Annotated in this window: 11 protein-coding genes and 1 riboswitch; of the genes, 7 read left to right on the top strand and 4 right to left on the bottom strand. The window is 58.1% G+C overall.

Annotation, left to right across the window (positions count from 1 at the left end; translation table 11 throughout):
- Nucleotides 1–131: 131 nt before the first annotated feature.
- Nucleotides 132–671 (top strand): YaeQ family protein, encoded by a 540-nt coding sequence (locus tag ACTG4M_RS11970; RefSeq protein ID WP_439123894.1) that lies wholly within the window; start codon nucleotides 132–134, stop codon nucleotides 669–671.
- A gap of 108 nt (nucleotides 672–779) precedes the next feature.
- Here the strand turns inward: ACTG4M_RS11970 and ACTG4M_RS11965 are convergent, their stop codons facing one another.
- From ACTG4M_RS11965 to ACTG4M_RS11950, 4 genes are all read right to left on the bottom strand, one after another.
- Nucleotides 780–1,232 (bottom strand): BLUF domain-containing protein, encoded by a 453-nt coding sequence (locus tag ACTG4M_RS11965; RefSeq protein ID WP_439123893.1) that lies wholly within the window; start codon nucleotides 1,230–1,232, stop codon nucleotides 780–782.
- A 443-nt stretch (nucleotides 1,233–1,675) separates the two neighbouring features.
- The gene (locus tag ACTG4M_RS11960; protein WP_439123892.1) at nucleotides 1,676–3,178 is read right to left on the bottom strand and encodes a hypothetical protein; all 1,503 of its coding nucleotides are present in this window, start codon (nucleotides 3,176–3,178) and stop codon (nucleotides 1,676–1,678) included.
- A 203-nt stretch (nucleotides 3,179–3,381) separates the two neighbouring features.
- Nucleotides 3,382–6,825, bottom strand: a complete 3,444-nt coding sequence (locus ACTG4M_RS11955) for a pyruvate carboxylase (RefSeq protein ID WP_439123891.1) — start codon at nucleotides 6,823–6,825, stop codon at nucleotides 3,382–3,384.
- Between the two features lie 81 nt (nucleotides 6,826–6,906).
- On the bottom strand, nucleotides 6,907–8,055 hold the full coding sequence (locus ACTG4M_RS11950) for an alpha-hydroxy acid oxidase (protein WP_439123890.1): 1,149 nt from the start codon (nucleotides 8,053–8,055) through the stop codon (nucleotides 6,907–6,909).
- Nucleotides 8,056–8,206: 151 nt separating this feature from the next.
- Between ACTG4M_RS11950 and ACTG4M_RS11945 the strand changes: the two genes are divergently transcribed.
- From ACTG4M_RS11945 to ACTG4M_RS11920, 6 genes are all read left to right on the top strand, one after another.
- A complete protein-coding gene (locus ACTG4M_RS11945) occupies nucleotides 8,207–10,570 on the top strand; it encodes an ATP-dependent helicase (RefSeq protein WP_439123889.1) in 2,364 nt (787 codons plus the stop codon).
- 130 nt (nucleotides 10,571–10,700) lie between these two features.
- Nucleotides 10,701–10,777: riboswitch (SAM riboswitch) on the top strand.
- Nucleotides 10,778–10,832: 55 nt separating this feature from the next.
- Nucleotides 10,833–12,011, top strand: coding sequence for an O-succinylhomoserine sulfhydrylase (gene metZ, locus ACTG4M_RS11940; RefSeq protein ID WP_439123888.1), 1,179 nt, complete (start codon nucleotides 10,833–10,835; stop codon nucleotides 12,009–12,011).
- 121 nt (nucleotides 12,012–12,132) lie between these two features.
- On the top strand, nucleotides 12,133–13,230 hold the full coding sequence (folE2, locus tag ACTG4M_RS11935; RefSeq protein ID WP_439123887.1) for a GTP cyclohydrolase FolE2: 1,098 nt from the start codon (nucleotides 12,133–12,135) through the stop codon (nucleotides 13,228–13,230).
- Between the two features lie 267 nt (nucleotides 13,231–13,497).
- On the top strand, nucleotides 13,498–13,755 hold the full coding sequence (locus ACTG4M_RS11930; RefSeq protein WP_439123886.1) for a hypothetical protein: 258 nt from the start codon (nucleotides 13,498–13,500) through the stop codon (nucleotides 13,753–13,755).
- Between the two features lie 33 nt (nucleotides 13,756–13,788).
- On the top strand, nucleotides 13,789–15,237 hold the full coding sequence (locus ACTG4M_RS11925; RefSeq protein WP_439123885.1) for a TrkH family potassium uptake protein: 1,449 nt from the start codon (nucleotides 13,789–13,791) through the stop codon (nucleotides 15,235–15,237).
- On the top strand, nucleotides 15,237–16,832 hold the full coding sequence (locus ACTG4M_RS11920) for a 5-guanidino-2-oxopentanoate decarboxylase (RefSeq protein WP_439123884.1): 1,596 nt from the start codon (nucleotides 15,237–15,239) through the stop codon (nucleotides 16,830–16,832). The genes ACTG4M_RS11925 and ACTG4M_RS11920 overlap by 1 nt, the downstream gene beginning before the upstream one ends.
- Nucleotides 16,833–16,937: the final 105 nt, after the last annotated feature.

Raw genomic sequence — 16,937 nt, 5'->3', positions numbered from 1 at the left:
AAATGAGGCCCAATGCCACGCCTTTTTTGTCGCCGCGTCTGACATCTTTGCGTGCGGCGCCCGGTCTATCTGCTTTCCTGCAACCTCCGAACGCAGTAGGCATCCCAATCTTTCAAGGTCTGGGGCCCGTCATGGCGCAAAATGCCACCATTTATAAAGTCGAACTCACCGTGTCGGACATGGATCGCCACTATTACGAGACCCACAAACTGACTGTGGCCAAACACCCGTCCGAGACCGACGAACGCCTGATGGTGCGCCTCGTGGCCTTTGCCCTGAACGCGCACGAGCATCTTGAAATGACCAAAGGCCTGTCCACCGATGATGAGCCGGACATCTGGCAAAAAAGCCTAAGCGGCGTATTGGATGTCTGGATCGCCCTTGGCCTGCCGTCCGAGAAAGTGCTGCGCCAGTCCTGCGCAAAGGCGGGCAAGGTCATCGTTTACGCCTATGGCGGCCGCCCGGCCGAGATCTGGTGGGACAAGGTCAAGGGCAGCACCACCCGGTTCGACAACCTGTCTGTCGTGGGCCTGCCCGAGGCCGAGACCACAGCGCTGGCCGGTTTGGCCAGCCGTGCCATGAAGATGCAGGTCAACATCCAGGACGGCGACGTCATGGTCAGCGTGGACGAAGGGATGGTCTACGTGACGCCGGAGGTTTGGAAGGGATAGGGGGGATTTGGTGGACAGCGGAAGTTTACCGGATCCCCGCTGTGATCGCCTGACCATGGGCGGTAAGGTCAGCCAGATCAAACTGCGCTGGAAGAGCGGGCAGACGTGTTAGGCGACCTCGGAATCCTTGTCACTGTCGCCATAGTGGAACTTGATCAACGATACGAGGCTTTCAGCCGCTCCGCTTTTCGACAGTATGCTGCGGGCACTTTGGATATCCATGAGACCGGGAAGGCTCCTCATGTGCTTGCTTTCGATATGAGCAAGCCCCATCGACCAATCGCCGAAATCGCGGTGCGGGATCGTTCTCTCCACCAAAGAGGTGAACTGCGTGTGGCGCGGATCACGCTCGATCTTCTCGAAGAGCGCCATCACGGTCTCCTTGGGCCCTTCGAGAACCTGGAGAAAGGAGTCCCCGTCGAACAGGAGCATCCCGGTCACGTCCGTGAAATGATTGTTGATCTGCGCCTTGATAAGCAATTCGCGCACTTCGCTCAGTGTCATGGATCGGGTCGGCTTGCTGACATAAACGATCTGATGCAACATTTCTTCGGTCGGCATTTCTGTAGCTTTCTCTGTGCTGTCGGGCTTGAAGAGTAGATGGTTTCAATCTCTGTAACGGCTGGCAGCACCTCGTTTTAGAAGCGCGGTCAAAATATTTTTTTGCCGTAGATCTTTGGTGCCTAAGCTAGCCTGCTCATCGTCACGTTGGTCTCCTCAAGACCGCTTTGTAAAAAAGGCAAACACCCGGGCTTCAGCTTTGATTTCTCGGGGGCGGGGGTGCTTTGGGCCATCCCCGCAACTGGTTGTAGATCCCGACGGAAACCGGGCGAGTCAAAGGCCCCTATTGTGATTGCATCCACAAAGATCACCAAGGTTCTGCCTGATCCTTTCTCGGTGAATAGCTTGCACGCAGTTCTGATTGATTGCAGCAGAAGGCGCGCCCGGCGCCACTGGTGCGCCGCAATCAAATAGGGCTGCTTCTATCGTTGCGTGTCACCTCTTTAAACAAAGGGCATGTCCAGAAGCTCTGGCGCGGTACGGCCGAGTATGCGCTTCACGATCGCTCCGTCTTTGCGCAGCTTGGTGGGCATCGAAATCGCGATCTCGATTAGGCGACGATCATTGAATGGATTGATAAAAGGCGTGCGGTGCATCGCGGTGATATACGGGCCTTGGACGTTGGGCAGGTAGTGTTCGACAAAAGCAAAATCATAGGCGCGGCATTTCGCGTTGTCGGGCAGGCTGTTCATCCAGGACACATAGTCATGCCCAAGATCCGTCCCGACATCCCGTGACGCTTTGCGCGAAACCTTCAACCGTCTGAGCCCCATTTTCGCGTTGATCGGAGCGTTGATCCCATCATAGCGCCACTGGTTGGCGCGAAGCAGTTCCATGATGTTTCCGCGCAGGATCATGTGATCCTGTGGGTATTCTTCGATCATGGCCAGCGCCGCCAATTCACCACGCGTGCCGGACCACCCCATCTTGAGCCGCATGTCCCGCATCTGCGTCTCTGTCGGGTCTTTCTTGAAATACTGCGTGTAGCCATAGCCCTGACTGCGCACGACGCGGCGCCCTTGGATGATGTCGCGTCGGGATTGGTTGTGAAATCTGTGGCCACAGAACTGCACGATGTCTTTTAATCCATCCCGCCCGCAGGCCATCAACATGCGGCTGTCGCGCCCGCCAGTCACGGGCATGATGCAGGGGTAAGCCGCGGCCAAAGCGCTGATATGCCCACCAAGCCGCGCCGCTAATTCTTCCAGACGGCGGTTGATCCAACGGTTTGGATGCTTTGGCTGCGCGTCAAAGATCGTATCTTCAGACGGCCAATGCCGGTGCAGAGAAAACGCGTTTAAGTCAAGATAATGGTTCGACACCAATCGCTTGACGGACGCATCTAATGTGTTTTGCAAGCCAAGCGTCCGTTGGCCCGTCAGCACCATCTTGGCCGGAAACTGTGGGTTTGGTCGAATGTCACGGTCCAGCACAAGCCCAAGGCTGCTGCCTATGGTTCTTGTATCGGCGTCGAACAGCACTGGAAGATCGCAAACCGGGTCGGCATATAAACGCTGGATATCTGGCGTCAGCAGAACGGCCAGATAGCGCCCCGCCAATTCCGTGAATATCGCCTCGGCGTGATCGGAAAAGCCCAGACTGTACTGCGCATGTTCCAGCATCAGCGCGCCCTGGACGACGGTGCTGTCGGCTGTCAGCGCGTGTCCCAGCAGAAATCCGACAGGTGTGCCTTCGGTATCAAGGATTGGCTGTACATCAATCGCCGGGCCGTGGTGCAGGGCCCACCCATTCAGAACCTTGGTTGTCCAGCCGGGATAGGCACGATTGGCGTCACGGCTCAGCACGTATTGATTGCGGAAGAGATCGGCAAAATCGCGACCACGTTGCTGGCACTTACGTTCGGCCAGGCAAGGAGGGCGACCAATGGGCAAGCTGGCCGGTGCGAATCGCACGCCGATCCGGTCTTCAGGCGCAGGCCCGTCCATCTTGTAGGCGGCGCTCTTGCTTTGCAATTCGGCCTCGGCTGCTCTGATTAAGGCATTGTTTTTCTTTGGGCCAAGAGTAACGCTTCCTGTCTCTAGGTACAGTAAAAATCGGTCTTTTCGGGTGACGTCTCGTTCATGAGACGGAAAACGGGCCACTCCTTAAGGGAACGGCCCGCATGGTTCGGTTGATCTTGCGCTGGGAGTTATTCCAGCTCGATCAACAAATCCTTGGCATCAATCTGGGCTGCGGCCTGCACATGCACTGCCTTCACCACCGAATCGCGTTCCGCGTGAAGACCGGTCTCCATCTTCATCGCCTCAATGGTAAGCAGCAGATCGCCTTCTTTGATCTTCTGGCCCGCATTGACGGCGACAGAGGCCACAACCCCCGGCATCGGCGCGCCGATATGGTCGGGGTTGCCGACTTCGGCTTTGGGCCGTGCCGCCGTGGTGGCCTTGGCCTTGCGGTCGGGCACGCGGATCGTTCTGGGTTGGCCATTAAGTTCGAAGAACACGCGCACTTCGCCGTCGTCTTGCGTTTCGCCGACGGCGATCAGCCGGATTTCAAGCGTCTTGCCCGGATCAATCTCGGCGCTGATCTGGTCGCCTTGGTCCATGCCGTAGAAGAAGGTCTGTGTCGGAAGAACACGCACCGGGCCATAGGCCCGATGACGGCCCATGTAATCAAGGAAGACCTTGGGATACATGAGGTAGCCGTTCAGATCTTCATCGTCGATGGCCTTGCCCTCAAGCTCTTTGATGACCTTGGCGCGGGTCTCTTCGATATCAATCGGTTCCGCATGTTTGCCGGGGCGGTCGGTAAAGGCGTCTTCACCTTTGAGGATCTTGCTCTGGATTGCCGACGGCCATCCGCCCGGAGGCTGCCCGAGGTTTCCGCGCATCATGTCCACCACGGAATCGGGGAACGACACATCGGTTTCCGGGTTTTCAACATCAGAACGGGTCAGGCCTTGGGACACCATCATCAGCGCCATGTCGCCCACCACCTTTGAGGACGGCGTGACTTTGACAATATCTCCGAACATCTGGTTCACATCGGCATAGGTCTGTGCCACCTCGTGCCAACGCTCCTCAAGTCCAAGGCTGCGTGCCTGCGCTTTGAGGTTGGTGAACTGCCCACCGGGCATTTCGTGCAGGTAGACCTCGGAGGCAGGGGCCTGTTGGCCAGTCTCGAACGCCGCATACTGCCCTCGTACGGCTTCCCAGTAGTTGCTGATCTCGCGAATGGCAGAGATATCCAACCCGGTTTCACGTTCTGTGTGGCGCAGCGCCTCGACGACAGAGCCAAGCGTCGGCTGAGAGGTGTTGCCCGAAAGTGCGTCCATCGCCGCATCGACGGCGTCCACACCAGCAGCAGCAGCGGCCATGATCGTCGCGATGCCTGCGCCGGACGTGTCGTGCGTGTGGAAGTGTACGGGCAGGCCGACCTCTTCTTTCAGCGCCTTGACGAGAGGGCCAGCAGCGGCAGGTTTTAACAGCCCGGCCATGTCTTTGAGGCCCAAGATATGAGAGCCAGCCGCCTTAAGCTCTTTGCCCATTTCGACATAGTATTTGAGGTCGTACTTGGATCTCGCCGGATCGTTCAGATCGCCAGTGTAACAGATTGTGCCTTCCAGGACGCGGCCCGAGTCCAACACCGCATCCATCGCAACGCGCATGTTTTCGACCCAGTTGAGGCTGTCAAAAACGCGGAATACGTCCACACCGGTTTCTGCGGCCTGTTTGACAAAGAACTGCACCACATTGTCCGGGTAATTGGTGTACCCAACGCCGTTCGCCCCGCGCAGCAGCATCTGCGTCATGATGTTCGGCATCCGCGCGCGCAGATCACGCAGGCGTTGCCACGGGCATTCCTGTAAGAACCGGTAGGCCACATCGAACGTCGCACCGCCCCAGCATTCGACACTGAACAGCTGTGGCAGGTTAGCGGCATAGGCCGGGGCCACCTGGATCATGTCGATCGACCGCATCCGCGTCGCCAGCAAGGACTGATGTCCGTCGCGCATCGTGGTGTCGGTGATCAGCACCTCTTTCTGCGCTGCCATCCAGTCGGCCACGGCTTGCGGCCCTTTTTCCTCAAGCAGCGTCTTGGTGCCCGCGGGTGGCGTGTCCACACGTGACTTGGGCGCTTTGGCGGGTTTCAGATCAGGATGCGGCATCGCGCAGCCCTGAACCTCGGGGTGCCCGTTCACTGTAATATCCGCGATGTAGGTCAGTACCTTGGTGCCCCGGTCGCGACGTTTCTTGAACTGGAACAGTTCGGGTGTCTCGTCGATGAACTTGGTGGTGTACTGGTTGTTCAGAAACGTCGGATGTTTGAGCAGGTTTTCCACAAACGCGATGTTGGTGGAAACCCCACGCACCCGGAATTCGCGCAACGCACGGTCCATCCTGGCAATCGCTTTTTCCGGTGTCGGCGCCCAAGCCGTGACTTTGGTCAGCAGGGAGTCGTAGTAGCGCGTGATCACGCCGCCCGCATAGGCGGTGCCGCCATCCAGACGAATGCCCATACCCGTGGCCGAGCGATACGCGGTGATGCGGCCATAGTCAGGGATAAAGTTGTTCTGCGGGTCTTCGGTTGTGACACGTGTCTGAAGCGCATGGCCGTTCAGGCGGATGTCATACTGGCTGGCTTTGCCAGTGGCCTCGGACAGTGACTTGCCCTCGGCGATCATGATCTGCGCCTGCACGATGTCGATGCCAGTCACTTCTTCGGTGACAGTATGTTCGACCTGAACGCGCGGATTCACTTCGATGAAGTAGAATTTGCCGTCGTCCATATCCATCAGGAATTCGACGGTGCCCGCACATTCGTAATTCACATGGGCGCAAATCTTGCGGCCCAGTTCACACAGCTCTTCGCGCTGCGCCTCTGACAGGTACGGGGCAGGGGCGCGCTCGACCACTTTTTGGTTGCGGCGCTGGACCGAACAATCGCGTTCATACAGGTGATAGATGTTGCCCTGCTTGTCGCCAAGGATCTGCACCTCGACGTGGCGGGCGCGGATGATCATCTTTTCCAGATAGCCTTCGCCATTGCCGAATGCCGCCTCGGCCTCACGGCGGCCTTCAAGCACCTTTTCCTTAAGTTCTTTGCTATTGGTCACAGGACGCATCCCCCGACCACCGCCGCCCCACGAAGCTTTGAGCATAAGCGGATAGCCGATCCCTTCGGCTTCCTTGGCAATTGCGTCGAAATCATCGCCCAGCACTTCGGTTGCGGGGATCACCGGAACGCCAGCCTCAACTGCGACCCGTCGCGCGCTGGCTTTGTCACCAAGAGCGCGCATGGTTTCAGCGCGCGGGCCGATAAAGGTGATGCCGTTGGCGACGCAGGCATTGACCAGATCGGGGTTTTCCGACAACAGACCGTAGCCCGGATGGATTGCATCCGCGCCCGACAGCTTGGCCACGCGAATGATTTCTTCGATGCTCAGATACGCAGCGACCGGGCCAAGGTTTTCACCGATCCGGTACGCCTCGTCTGCCTTGAAGCGGTGCAGGCCCAGCTTGTCCTCTTCGGCATAGACGGCGACCGTCTTTTTGCCCATTTCGTTTGCCGCGCGCATTATGCGGATGGCAATTTCGCCGCGGTTGGCGATGAGAATTTTTTGGAAATCTGACATGGCAGCGGTCCTGACGTAATGACGTTAGCCGCTGCTTAGTAAGATTTCGTTACATTCTCAACAGATAGAAATGGCGCACCCTTACGCGGTGGCCCCATCGAACCAGGCTTTGCCGCGCAGATCGATGGGTTTCACGACGCCCAACTGGCCCATATTCGACGCCATGTCCTTTTGCAGAATATCGACAAGATGCGCCGGTCCGTCCGTGTCCAAAGCACCCAGCGCATAATGCCATGCGCGGCCCAGCATGACGAAATCCGCCCCAAGGGCGATGGCGCGTAAAATATCCAGACCACCTTCGACCCCGCTGTCAATGATCAGCGGCAGGGCTGTGGCCTCGCGCATCGCTGGCAACACTTCGATCGGGGCAGGGGAGGCATCGAATTGCCGACCGGCATGGTTTGACATCCAGATTGCGTCGACACCGGCTTTTTCTAGCCGCGGCGCATCTTTTGGGTCCAAAACGCCTTTGACAAAAAACGTCCCATCCCAGGCATCGCGCAGCCAATCAACATAGTCCCAATCCGGCGACGTGCGCAGCAGGTAACCCGCGTGTTGCGTTGAGCTCAGCCCTGTCACCTTGCCCGCGTAGTCGTCGATCAAACGCATTCTGGGCATCCCAAGTGTTGCGGTGGCCATTGCCCATGTCGGGCAGGTCGCGATCTGCGCCAATAGGCGGGGCGTCAATTTCGGCGGTGTTGTCAGGCCAGAGCGCACCTGACGTTCGCGGCGCGATGGCACAGGCACATCCACCGTTAGGATCAGGGTCGAAAATCCAGCGTCCTTGGCCCGCTTGAGCATATCTGTGCGGATACCCTCATCACGGGGTGGATACATCTGGAACCAGCCATTGCCATCCAGACGCGGCGCAACCTCTTCGGGGGTGCGCGTGGCGACAGTCGAAATACTGTACGGAATACCAGCTTTGGTCGCCGCCCGTGCCAGCTTGCGCTCTGCATCGGGCCATATCAGGCCAGACATGCCAACTGGGCTGATACCAAAGGGCAGGGGAAAGTCCTTGCCGCACAGCGTTGTGCTCAGATCCACAGGCAATTCGCCATGCAGAATCGACGGGGTGAACAACACCCGATCCAATGCCGCACGATTGCGGTGCAGTGTGGCTTCTTTGCCGGTGGCCGAATCGAGGTATTCCCAAACGAATTTCGGAATGCGCCGTCGCGCCCGGGCTTTGAGATCGCTGATTGCGGGGTATTTTGCGTGATGATCCATAGGCGCGCATTTGGGGTCAGAATTCTGGAATTGTCCAGAAGCCGATTTCTCGAAAATCCAACGATTTTATTTGACGGAAATCCGCCCGTGGCCATGTGAACATTATCGGAACATCTTTATCTCTGGAGTCTCTGGCGCTATCTTGCCACGCATGAGCAGTTTCGATGAAATGGAGGCGTTCGAAAACGCCTCGCTGTCCGCCCGTGCGATGGCCGCGCGCCCGCAGCCCTATCTGGACGATCTCAACCCGGCGCAGCGCCAGGCGGTTGAAACGCTGGATGGCCCAGTGCTTATGCTGGCCGGTGCTGGAACCGGCAAGACCAAGGCGCTGACCACCCGGATTGTGCATCTGCTGAACACGGGCCGCGCTCGTCCGAATGAAATCCTGGCCGTGACCTTTACGAACAAGGCCGCGCGCGAGATGAAAGAACGGGTCGGGCGGTTGCTAGGGCAGACGGTCGAGGGGATGCCGTGGCTCGGCACCTTCCATTCGATCTGCGTGAAACTGTTGCGCCGACATGCGGAACTGGTGGGGCTGAAATCGAACTTCACTATTCTGGATACGGATGACCAGCTGCGTTTGCTCAAGCAGTTGGTGCAGGCTGCCGGGATCGACGACAAACGCTGGCCTGCGCGGCAATTGGCGGGAATCATTGACGGCTGGAAAAACCGCGCGATCACACCCGACAAAGTGCCAGCAGCGGATGCAGGCGCGTATAACCATCAGGGGCCAAAGCTCTATGCGCTTTACCAGGCGCGGCTGAAGGAACTGAACGCCACCGATTTTGGCGATCTGCTATTGCACGTGGTTACGATCTTTCAGGCGCATCCCGATGTGCTCAGCCAGTACCAACGCTGGTGCAAATATATCCTTGTGGACGAGTATCAGGATACCAACGTAGCACAGTACCTGTGGCTACGGCTGTTGGCGTCCGGTCACAAGAACATCTGCTGCGTTGGGGATGACGATCAGTCGATCTATGGGTGGCGCGGGGCCGAGGTGGGCAATATCCTGCGCTTTGAAAAGGATTTCGAGGGCGCGCATGTGGTGCGGCTCGAACAGAATTACCGCTCGACCCCGCATATTCTTGCTGCCGCATCGGGCGTGATCGCCGGGAACCAAGGGCGATTGGGCAAGACTCTTTGGACCGACGCGCAGGAGGGCGAAAAAGTCCGACTGATCGGGCATTGGGATGGCGAGGAAGAGGCCCGTTGGATCGGCGAAGAGGTCGAATCGATGCAATCCGGCACCCGCGGGATGCGGCCGTTTTCGCTCGATGACATGGCTATCCTCGTTCGCGCCTCGCACCAAATGCGCGCGTTCGAGGACCGTTTCCTGACCATTGGTCTGCCCTACCGCGTCATCGGCGGCCCACGGTTCTACGAGCGCATGGAAATACGTGACGCGATGGCCTATTTCCGCGTCGTGACCAGCCCAGACGACGATCTGGCCTTTGAACGGATCGTCAACACCCCCAAGCGGGGCTTGGGCGACAAGGCACAGCAGACCATCCAGACCGTGGCCCGTGCCAATGGCGTGTCCTTGGTCGAAGGCGCACGGTTGGCTGTCGAACAGGGGATGATAAAGGGCAAAGGCGGCACCGAACTTGGCCGTCTTGTCAACGATCTGGACCGGTGGGGTCGTATGTCCGAGGACACGGATCATTCCGAACTGGCGGGCATCGTCCTGGACGAGAGCGGCTACACCACCATGTGGCAGAACGACAAAACACCCGAGGCCCCGGGACGGTTGGAAAACCTCAAAGAGCTGGTCAAGGCTCTGGAAGAGTTTGAAAATCTCCAGGGCTTTCTCGAACATGTGAGCCTGATCATGGACAATGACAAAGGCGGCGACGGCGAGAAAGTGTCGATCATGACCCTTCACGCTGCCAAGGGCCTCGAATTCCCCGCTGTGTTCCTGCCGGGCTGGGAAGATGGTCTCTTCCCATCGCAACGGAGCATGGACGAAAGCGGCCTGAAGGGTTTGGAAGAAGAACGCCGCCTTGCCTACGTTGGTATCACCCGCGCCGAAGAGGTTTGCACGATCTCATTCGCCGCCAACCGCCGCGTGTTCGGTCAATGGCAATCGGCGCTGCCGTCGCGGTTCATCGACGAACTGCCGGAAGAGCACGTCGAAGTGCTGACCCCGCCGGGTCTTTATGGTGGTGGTTATGGTGCTGCCGGCATGGCGTCGCCTGCGACCCAGATGATGGCCGGGTCAGATCTTCATCAGAAAGCGGCGGACGCGAATGTTTACAACTCTCCGGGATGGCGGCGGCTTCAGGCACGATCGCAACAACGCCCGGTCAGCCAACCCACCGAGGCGCGCAATACGGTGATCGATGCAACAGCGATCAGTTCCTACGCGCTGGGCGAGCGGGTGTTTCACCAGAAATTCGGCTATGGCGCGGTGATGGGGATCGAGGGTGACAAGCTTGAGATCGAGTTCGACAAGGCTGGGACCAAGAAAGTTGTCGCCCGCTTTATCTGTGCTGCGGACGACGTGCCATTCTAAGCGCGGGCGAGTCGACGCGCCCGGAATTTTCAGTCGACAGGAAATCAGGAGGCTCCGCCTCTTGGTAGGCGCGATATTTAGCCCAAAGAAGCAGCTGCCCGGATGTTGACCGCTAGACAGCGAAGGCCTAAAGCAGGGATGTGGCGATTTGTTACCGGATTGCGGGCCACGTTAAACATGCCGCTAAAAGGTCAGCCGAAAGCCCCTTTCGCTTGGCCGGAACGGGGCTTTTTTATTGGGCTGATGCCCAAGAGGTAAAGAGATGAAAGACAAAAAACCACGCACACGACTGGTGCATGGCGGCACCAAACGCAGCCAATGGGGAGAGGTCAGCGAAGCGATCTTTCTGACTCAGGGCTTTGTTTATGACAGTGCCGAACAAGCGGAACAGCGGTTCATTTCATCCGGACCGGACGAATACATCTATGCACGGTATGGCAACCCCACGGTGGCCATGTTCGAAGAACGCATCGCTCTGCTTGAAGGGGCCGAGGATGCTTTTGCCACCGCCAGCGGCATGGCTGCCGTGAACGGTGCGCTGATGTCGATGCTCAAGGCAGGCGATCACCTCGTTTCGGCGCGGGCGCTTTTCGGATCGTGTCTTTATATCGTCGAGGATATCCTGCCGCGCTTTGGTGTTGAGGTGACTTTGGTCGATGGCGCTGATCTGGATCAGTGGCGCGCGGCAGTACGCCCTGACACCAAGGCGGTGTTCTTTGAGTCGATGTCGAACCCCACGTTGGAACTGGTTGATATCCAAGCGGTTTCCCAGATTGCTCACGCGCAAGGCGCGCTTGTGGTGGTGGACAACGTGTTCTCGACCCCGGTGTTTTCCGACGCGTTGGGTCAAGGCGCGGATGTCATCATCTACTCCTCCACCAAACATATCGATGGGCAGGGCCGCACATTGGGCGGCGTGATCCTTGGCACGCGTGATCATATCCGCAAAGTGGTCGAGCCCTATATGAAGCATACCGGCGGGTCGATGTCGCCGTTCACGGCATGGGTGCAGGTGAAAGGCCTTGAAACGCTTGATTTGCGCGTTCGTGCGCAGGCCCATACGGCGCAGGCGATTGCCGAGGCGTTGGACGGCCATGCCAAGCTAAAACAGGTCATTTATCCTGGTCTTGCGACTCATAGGCAGGCCGCGCTGGCCGAACGGCAGATGGGGTCGGGTGGCACCATGCTTGCTATTGAGCTTTCGGGTGGCAAAGATGCGGCCTTTGCATTCCTGAATGCGCTTGATGTGATCGTGATCTCGAACAACCTTGGAGACGCAAAAAGCATCGTGACCCATCCCGCTACGACAACGCATCAGCGATTGAGTGCCGACCAGCGTGCCGTTTTGGGAATTACCGACGGATTGGTGCGTCTTTCGGTCGGAATCGAGGATACGGGCGACCTGATCGAAGATATTCTGACTGCGTTGGATGCGGTCTGAATGCTGGTTTTTCCCCTTAAGATTGATCTGTGATTTAGGTTAAGCCGTAAACAAGGTTAGTGGAAATGATCGGACACATGCCTATCTTTAAGGCATGTCCAACAGGCGAGGGGGCCTGAGTATGAATATCCATACACCTGAGATCGACCGCAAACCCAGTCGCGAAGAGGCCGAAGCGGCCTTGGCGCTGCTGCGGCAATGGGCTGGTAAGGCACATGATGCCGAAATTGAGCTTGTTGATCCCGTCCTTCGTCGCCTGATCGAGGGTGAAGCGGACAGTTATCCTGTGCTGTCTCGCGAGTATCCGGACGATTTCACGGTCGATGCGGCCTACAAGGCGTCGCTGCCTGACCTGCAGAACGGCCCTTCTGCGCTAATTCGCGGGGCCAATCGCGGGATTCAGCATGTGGGCATTTCCAACTTTCGTCTGCCTATCAGCTACCACACGCGCGACAATGGCGATCTGACGCTTGAGACCAGCGTAACTGGCACAGTCAGCCTTGATGCCGACAAGAAGGGCATCAACATGAGCCGCATCATGCGGTCCTTTTACGTCTATGCGGACAAGACCTTTAGCTTTGGTGTGATCGAAGCAGCATTGGACGACTACAAATCTGACCTTGAGTCGTTCGATGCACGGATCAACATGCGCCTGTCCTTCCCGATGAAGGTAAACAGTCTGCGTTCGGGCCTGTCGGGGTATCAGTACTACGACATCGCGCTGGAACTGGTCGAAATTGACGGCGTCCGCCGCAAGATCATGCATCTGGACTATGTCTACAGCTCGACCTGCCCATGTTCGTTAGAGCTGAGCGAACATGCCCGTCGCGAACGGGGACAGTTGGCGACACCGCATTCGCAGCGTTCCGTCGCGCGCATCTCGGTCGAGGTGAAGGATGGCAAATGCCTGTGGTTTGAAGACCTGATCGACATGTGCCGCACCGCTGTTCCAACCGAAACTCAGGTCATGGTCAAACGCGAAGATGAACAGGCCTTTGCCGAATTGAACGCGGCCAACCCGATCTTCGTAGAAGACGCGGCGCGGCTCTTTGCCGAACAGTTGCAGGCAGATGCCCGCATCGGAGATTACCGCGTTCTTGCCAGCCATCAGGAGAGCCTTCACAGTCATGATGCTGTGTCAGTCCTGACCGAGGGCGATCTTTTCACGGCGGAAAGCCTTGATCCCAAGCTGTTCTCAACGCTGTTCCACGTCGGTTAGAACGCCGTGTGGCAAATGTTCTCGAAACGGCGGCTTCGGTCGCCGTTTTTTATTGTGGGCCACTGGCTCTGTATCTGCTGAGAACATAGCCGCTGTGCCAGTTCTGTAGGCAGTTATACCCGCTCAAGATCGCAAACTGTCGTGTCGGCCCGACAAGTCAGCGGTGTGGCAAAAAGTTAAGCGCCTTTCTTCCTGTCTTTGAGCCTCTTGTGCCCTACCCTAGGAGACGGGAGGAAACCGACCGCACCGTAGCCACAGGGGTTTCCAATGACACAAGACACCGTACAAATGACATTCATTCGCCCCGGGTTGCGATCCCGGATCGATCTGTTCTTCGCGGAAAAGGGGCAGGGGTTTAACCCCACCGCCTATATCCGGCAACGACTGGACAGTATTCTGCGGCTTGAGGCGATGAGTGACGCGGAACTTGCAGAGTTCGGACTGACGCGCGACGATATCCTGCCCTTTGTGTTCGAAGACTGCTTTGCCGATACAATGCACAGGAACCTGCCGCCGGACGCTTGACACCCCGGCGGTGTGGGGCCAACGCTTTGCCCTATGTTCGACATCCGTCCCGTTGCATATGTGATCGGCCTGCTGGTCGCTGTCCTTGGGGCGACGATGCTCTTGCCGATGCTGGTCGATCTGGCCGAGGGCCGGGGTGAATGGCACGTTTTCCTGCAAAGCTCTGTTCTGACGATGTTTTCCGGCGGGTTGATCGCGCTGGCCTCGGCCAACGGTGTCAAAGAGGGGCTGTCGATCCAGCAGACCTTTCTGCTGACCACCGGGGTCTGGGTTGCGCTGCCGATCTTCGGGGCCATTCCGTTTGTGCTGGGCGAAACCGATGCGCGGTTTGTCGATGCGTTTTTTGAGGCCATGTCAGGCCTGACCACCACCGGATCAACTGTGTTTTCGGGATTGGAAGACCTGCCAAAGGGAATTCTGCTGTGGCGCGGTCTGCTGCAATGGCTGGGCGGCATTGGTATCATCGTGGTCGCGATGGTGTTTCTGCCTGAACTGCGGGTCGGCGGCATGCAGATTTTCCGCACTGAAGCCTTTGATACCATGGGTAAAATTCTGCCTCGCGCGACCGAGATTTCGGCTTCGATCTCAACCATTTACATCGCGATCACCATCGCTTGTGCCACCAGCTACTACATCGTCGGCATGGATGTCTTTGACGCAACGGTTCACGCTTTGACGACGGTTTCGACCGGTGGTTTTTCGAACTACGATGCATCGTTTGGCGCGTTCCAAGGCCCAGCGGAATACGTCGCAGCGGTATTCATGATCTGTGCCGCGCTGCCATTTGTGCGCTTCGTGCAGATGACCAAGGGCAATTACCAAGTGATCTGGAAAGATAGCCAGATCCGCGCCTTTTTGTTGACTGTTACAATCTTGGTGGTCGTTGCGGCGTTCACGCTCACCCGCATCTTTCCGCACCATCCTGAACAGGCGTTCCGCGAGGCGTTGTTCAACATCGTGTCGATCATGACGGGCACTGGATATGCCAGCGTCGATTACATGCTTTGGGGCCCGTTCCTGATCTCGGTGTTCTTTTTCATTGGTCTGATCGGCGGATGTGCTGGATCGACGTCGTGCTCGATCAAGATCTTCCGGTACCAGCTGCTTTTTGCATCGATCAAAGTGCAACTGCGCAAGATCCGCTCACCGCACGGCGTATTCCTTCCCCGCTATGCGGGTCGTCCCGTGGGCGAGGACGTCTTGAACTCGGTGATTTCTTTCTTTGTGTTCTTCGTGATTACGATGGGTGTTCTGTCTGTGGCCTTGGGCATGACAGGCCTCGATCTGATCACCTCGGTCTCTGGCGCAGCCTCTGCGCTTGCCAATATCGGACCTGGGCTTGGACCAGAGATTGGCCCGGCGGGAAATTACGCCGGCCTTAATGACACAGCCAAGTGGATGCTGGTGATTGGCATGCTGCTGGGACGGCTCGAACTTTTGGCGGTTTACGCCATCTTCACGGTGAGTTTTTGGAGAGCGTGATGATACCCCAACCCCTTGGCGCGCAAATCTCGCAAATGCTTAAGGATCGAGGGGTCGATACAATCTTTGGCATTCCCGGCGTGCACAACGTCGAACTGTATCGCGGCATCGAACAAGCGTGGATCACCCATGTTCTGGCGCGGCACGAACAGGGGGCTGGGTTCATGGCCGACGGCTATGCCCGCGCGACAGGCAAGCCGGGTGTCGCCTATGTGATCACCGGGCCGGGACTGACAAACATTCTGACGCCGCTCGGGCAGGCCTATTCGGACAGCGTGCCGGTGCTTGCGATCTCTTCCTGCCTTGACGAAACTTCCGCCCAACGCGGTCAGTTGCACCAGATGCGTGACCAGCGCGCGGCGGCGGAAACTGTGTGTGCATGGTCAGAAGAGGCGCGCGACGCCAGTGCCGCGTATGCGCTGATCGACCGCGCCTTCGATCAATTCGCCAGCAGCCGCCCGCGCCCCTGCCACATTCAGGTGTCCATCAACACTCTGGGCGCTGTGGCCAATGCGGCACCTGCACCGCTTAGTAGACGTCCTGCAATGCCCGCTGCGTCCCATGTCGATGTCACGCATGTGGTGGACACTGTGCTGGCGGCCAAGAAGCCGCTTTTCATATTCGGCGGTGGCGCGGTGTCTGCGGCCAATGCGGTGTCTGATCTGTTGCGGCAGACCGGCGCGGCAAGCTTTGTCACCTATGCCGCACGTGGCGTGGTGCCTGCGGACCAGCCGCTCTACTTCGGCAGTTTTCTGGCGCGTGGGGACAGCGCCGAGATCGCCGCACAGGCGGACCTTGTTATAGCGGTTGGCACCACCTTGTCCGAAGTCGATCTCTGGCGGCCCAAGCTGGGCCACGATGCGCCAATGATCCGTGTCGATATCGACCCCGAGAATTTTGCCGGGCTTGGCCCTCAGGATACCGCGATCTTGGCAGACGCAGCAGCGCTCTTGCGTGCGATGACCATCGCGATTCCAGCCCGCACCGACGACCTGCCGCCGAAATGGGATGCCACAACGGTCGCCCGCAAACGCGCTGCTTGGCGCGCTGAGGTTGATGCCGAACGCCCGGGCATTGTGCCCGTCAGCGACGCTTTGAAAGCGGTGCTGCCTGATGACACCATGATCTATTCTGACATGACACAATTTGCCTACGGCGCCAAAGAGGTCTGGGACATGCCCCGCGCGGGCCATTGGCACCATCCGTTTGGGTTTGGCACGCTGGGCTATGCCCTCCCTGCGGCCATCGGTGGCGCGGTGGCGCGACCGGGCCAGCCAACGCTTGCCATCGCCGGGGATTACGGGCTGCAATACACCATTCAGGAACTGGGGACGGCGGTTGAACTCGGTTTGCCGCTGCCGATCCTTGTCTGGGACAATGGCAAGCTGGGCGAGATTGAGGACAGCATGATCCGCAGCCAGATCGCGCCGAATGCCGTGGTGGCACGAAACCCCGATTTCCTTGCTCTGGCCAAGGCTTACGGGGCAGGGGCGGTAGAGCCTGACAATCTTGAAGCCCTGCAACGCGCAGTGCTTTCGGCATTTTCAGCGAACACCCCAACACTTATTCGCGTGACACCCGACATCGCAGCCTAAACCCTTCCGTTGAAGGTATGACGAAACGCGTCAAAGACTTTGGCAAACAAGTCCAGCGCACGGTGCATTTCCAAAGTCTTAACGCCCAATCATCAAAACCCGTCA

This window comes from Marivita sp., from assembly GCF_965656765.1.
Lineage (GTDB): Bacteria > Pseudomonadota > Alphaproteobacteria > Rhodobacterales > Rhodobacteraceae > Marivita.
The sequence above is the reverse complement of the archived record's forward strand: the minus strand, read 5'-3'. Positions and strand labels throughout refer to the sequence as shown.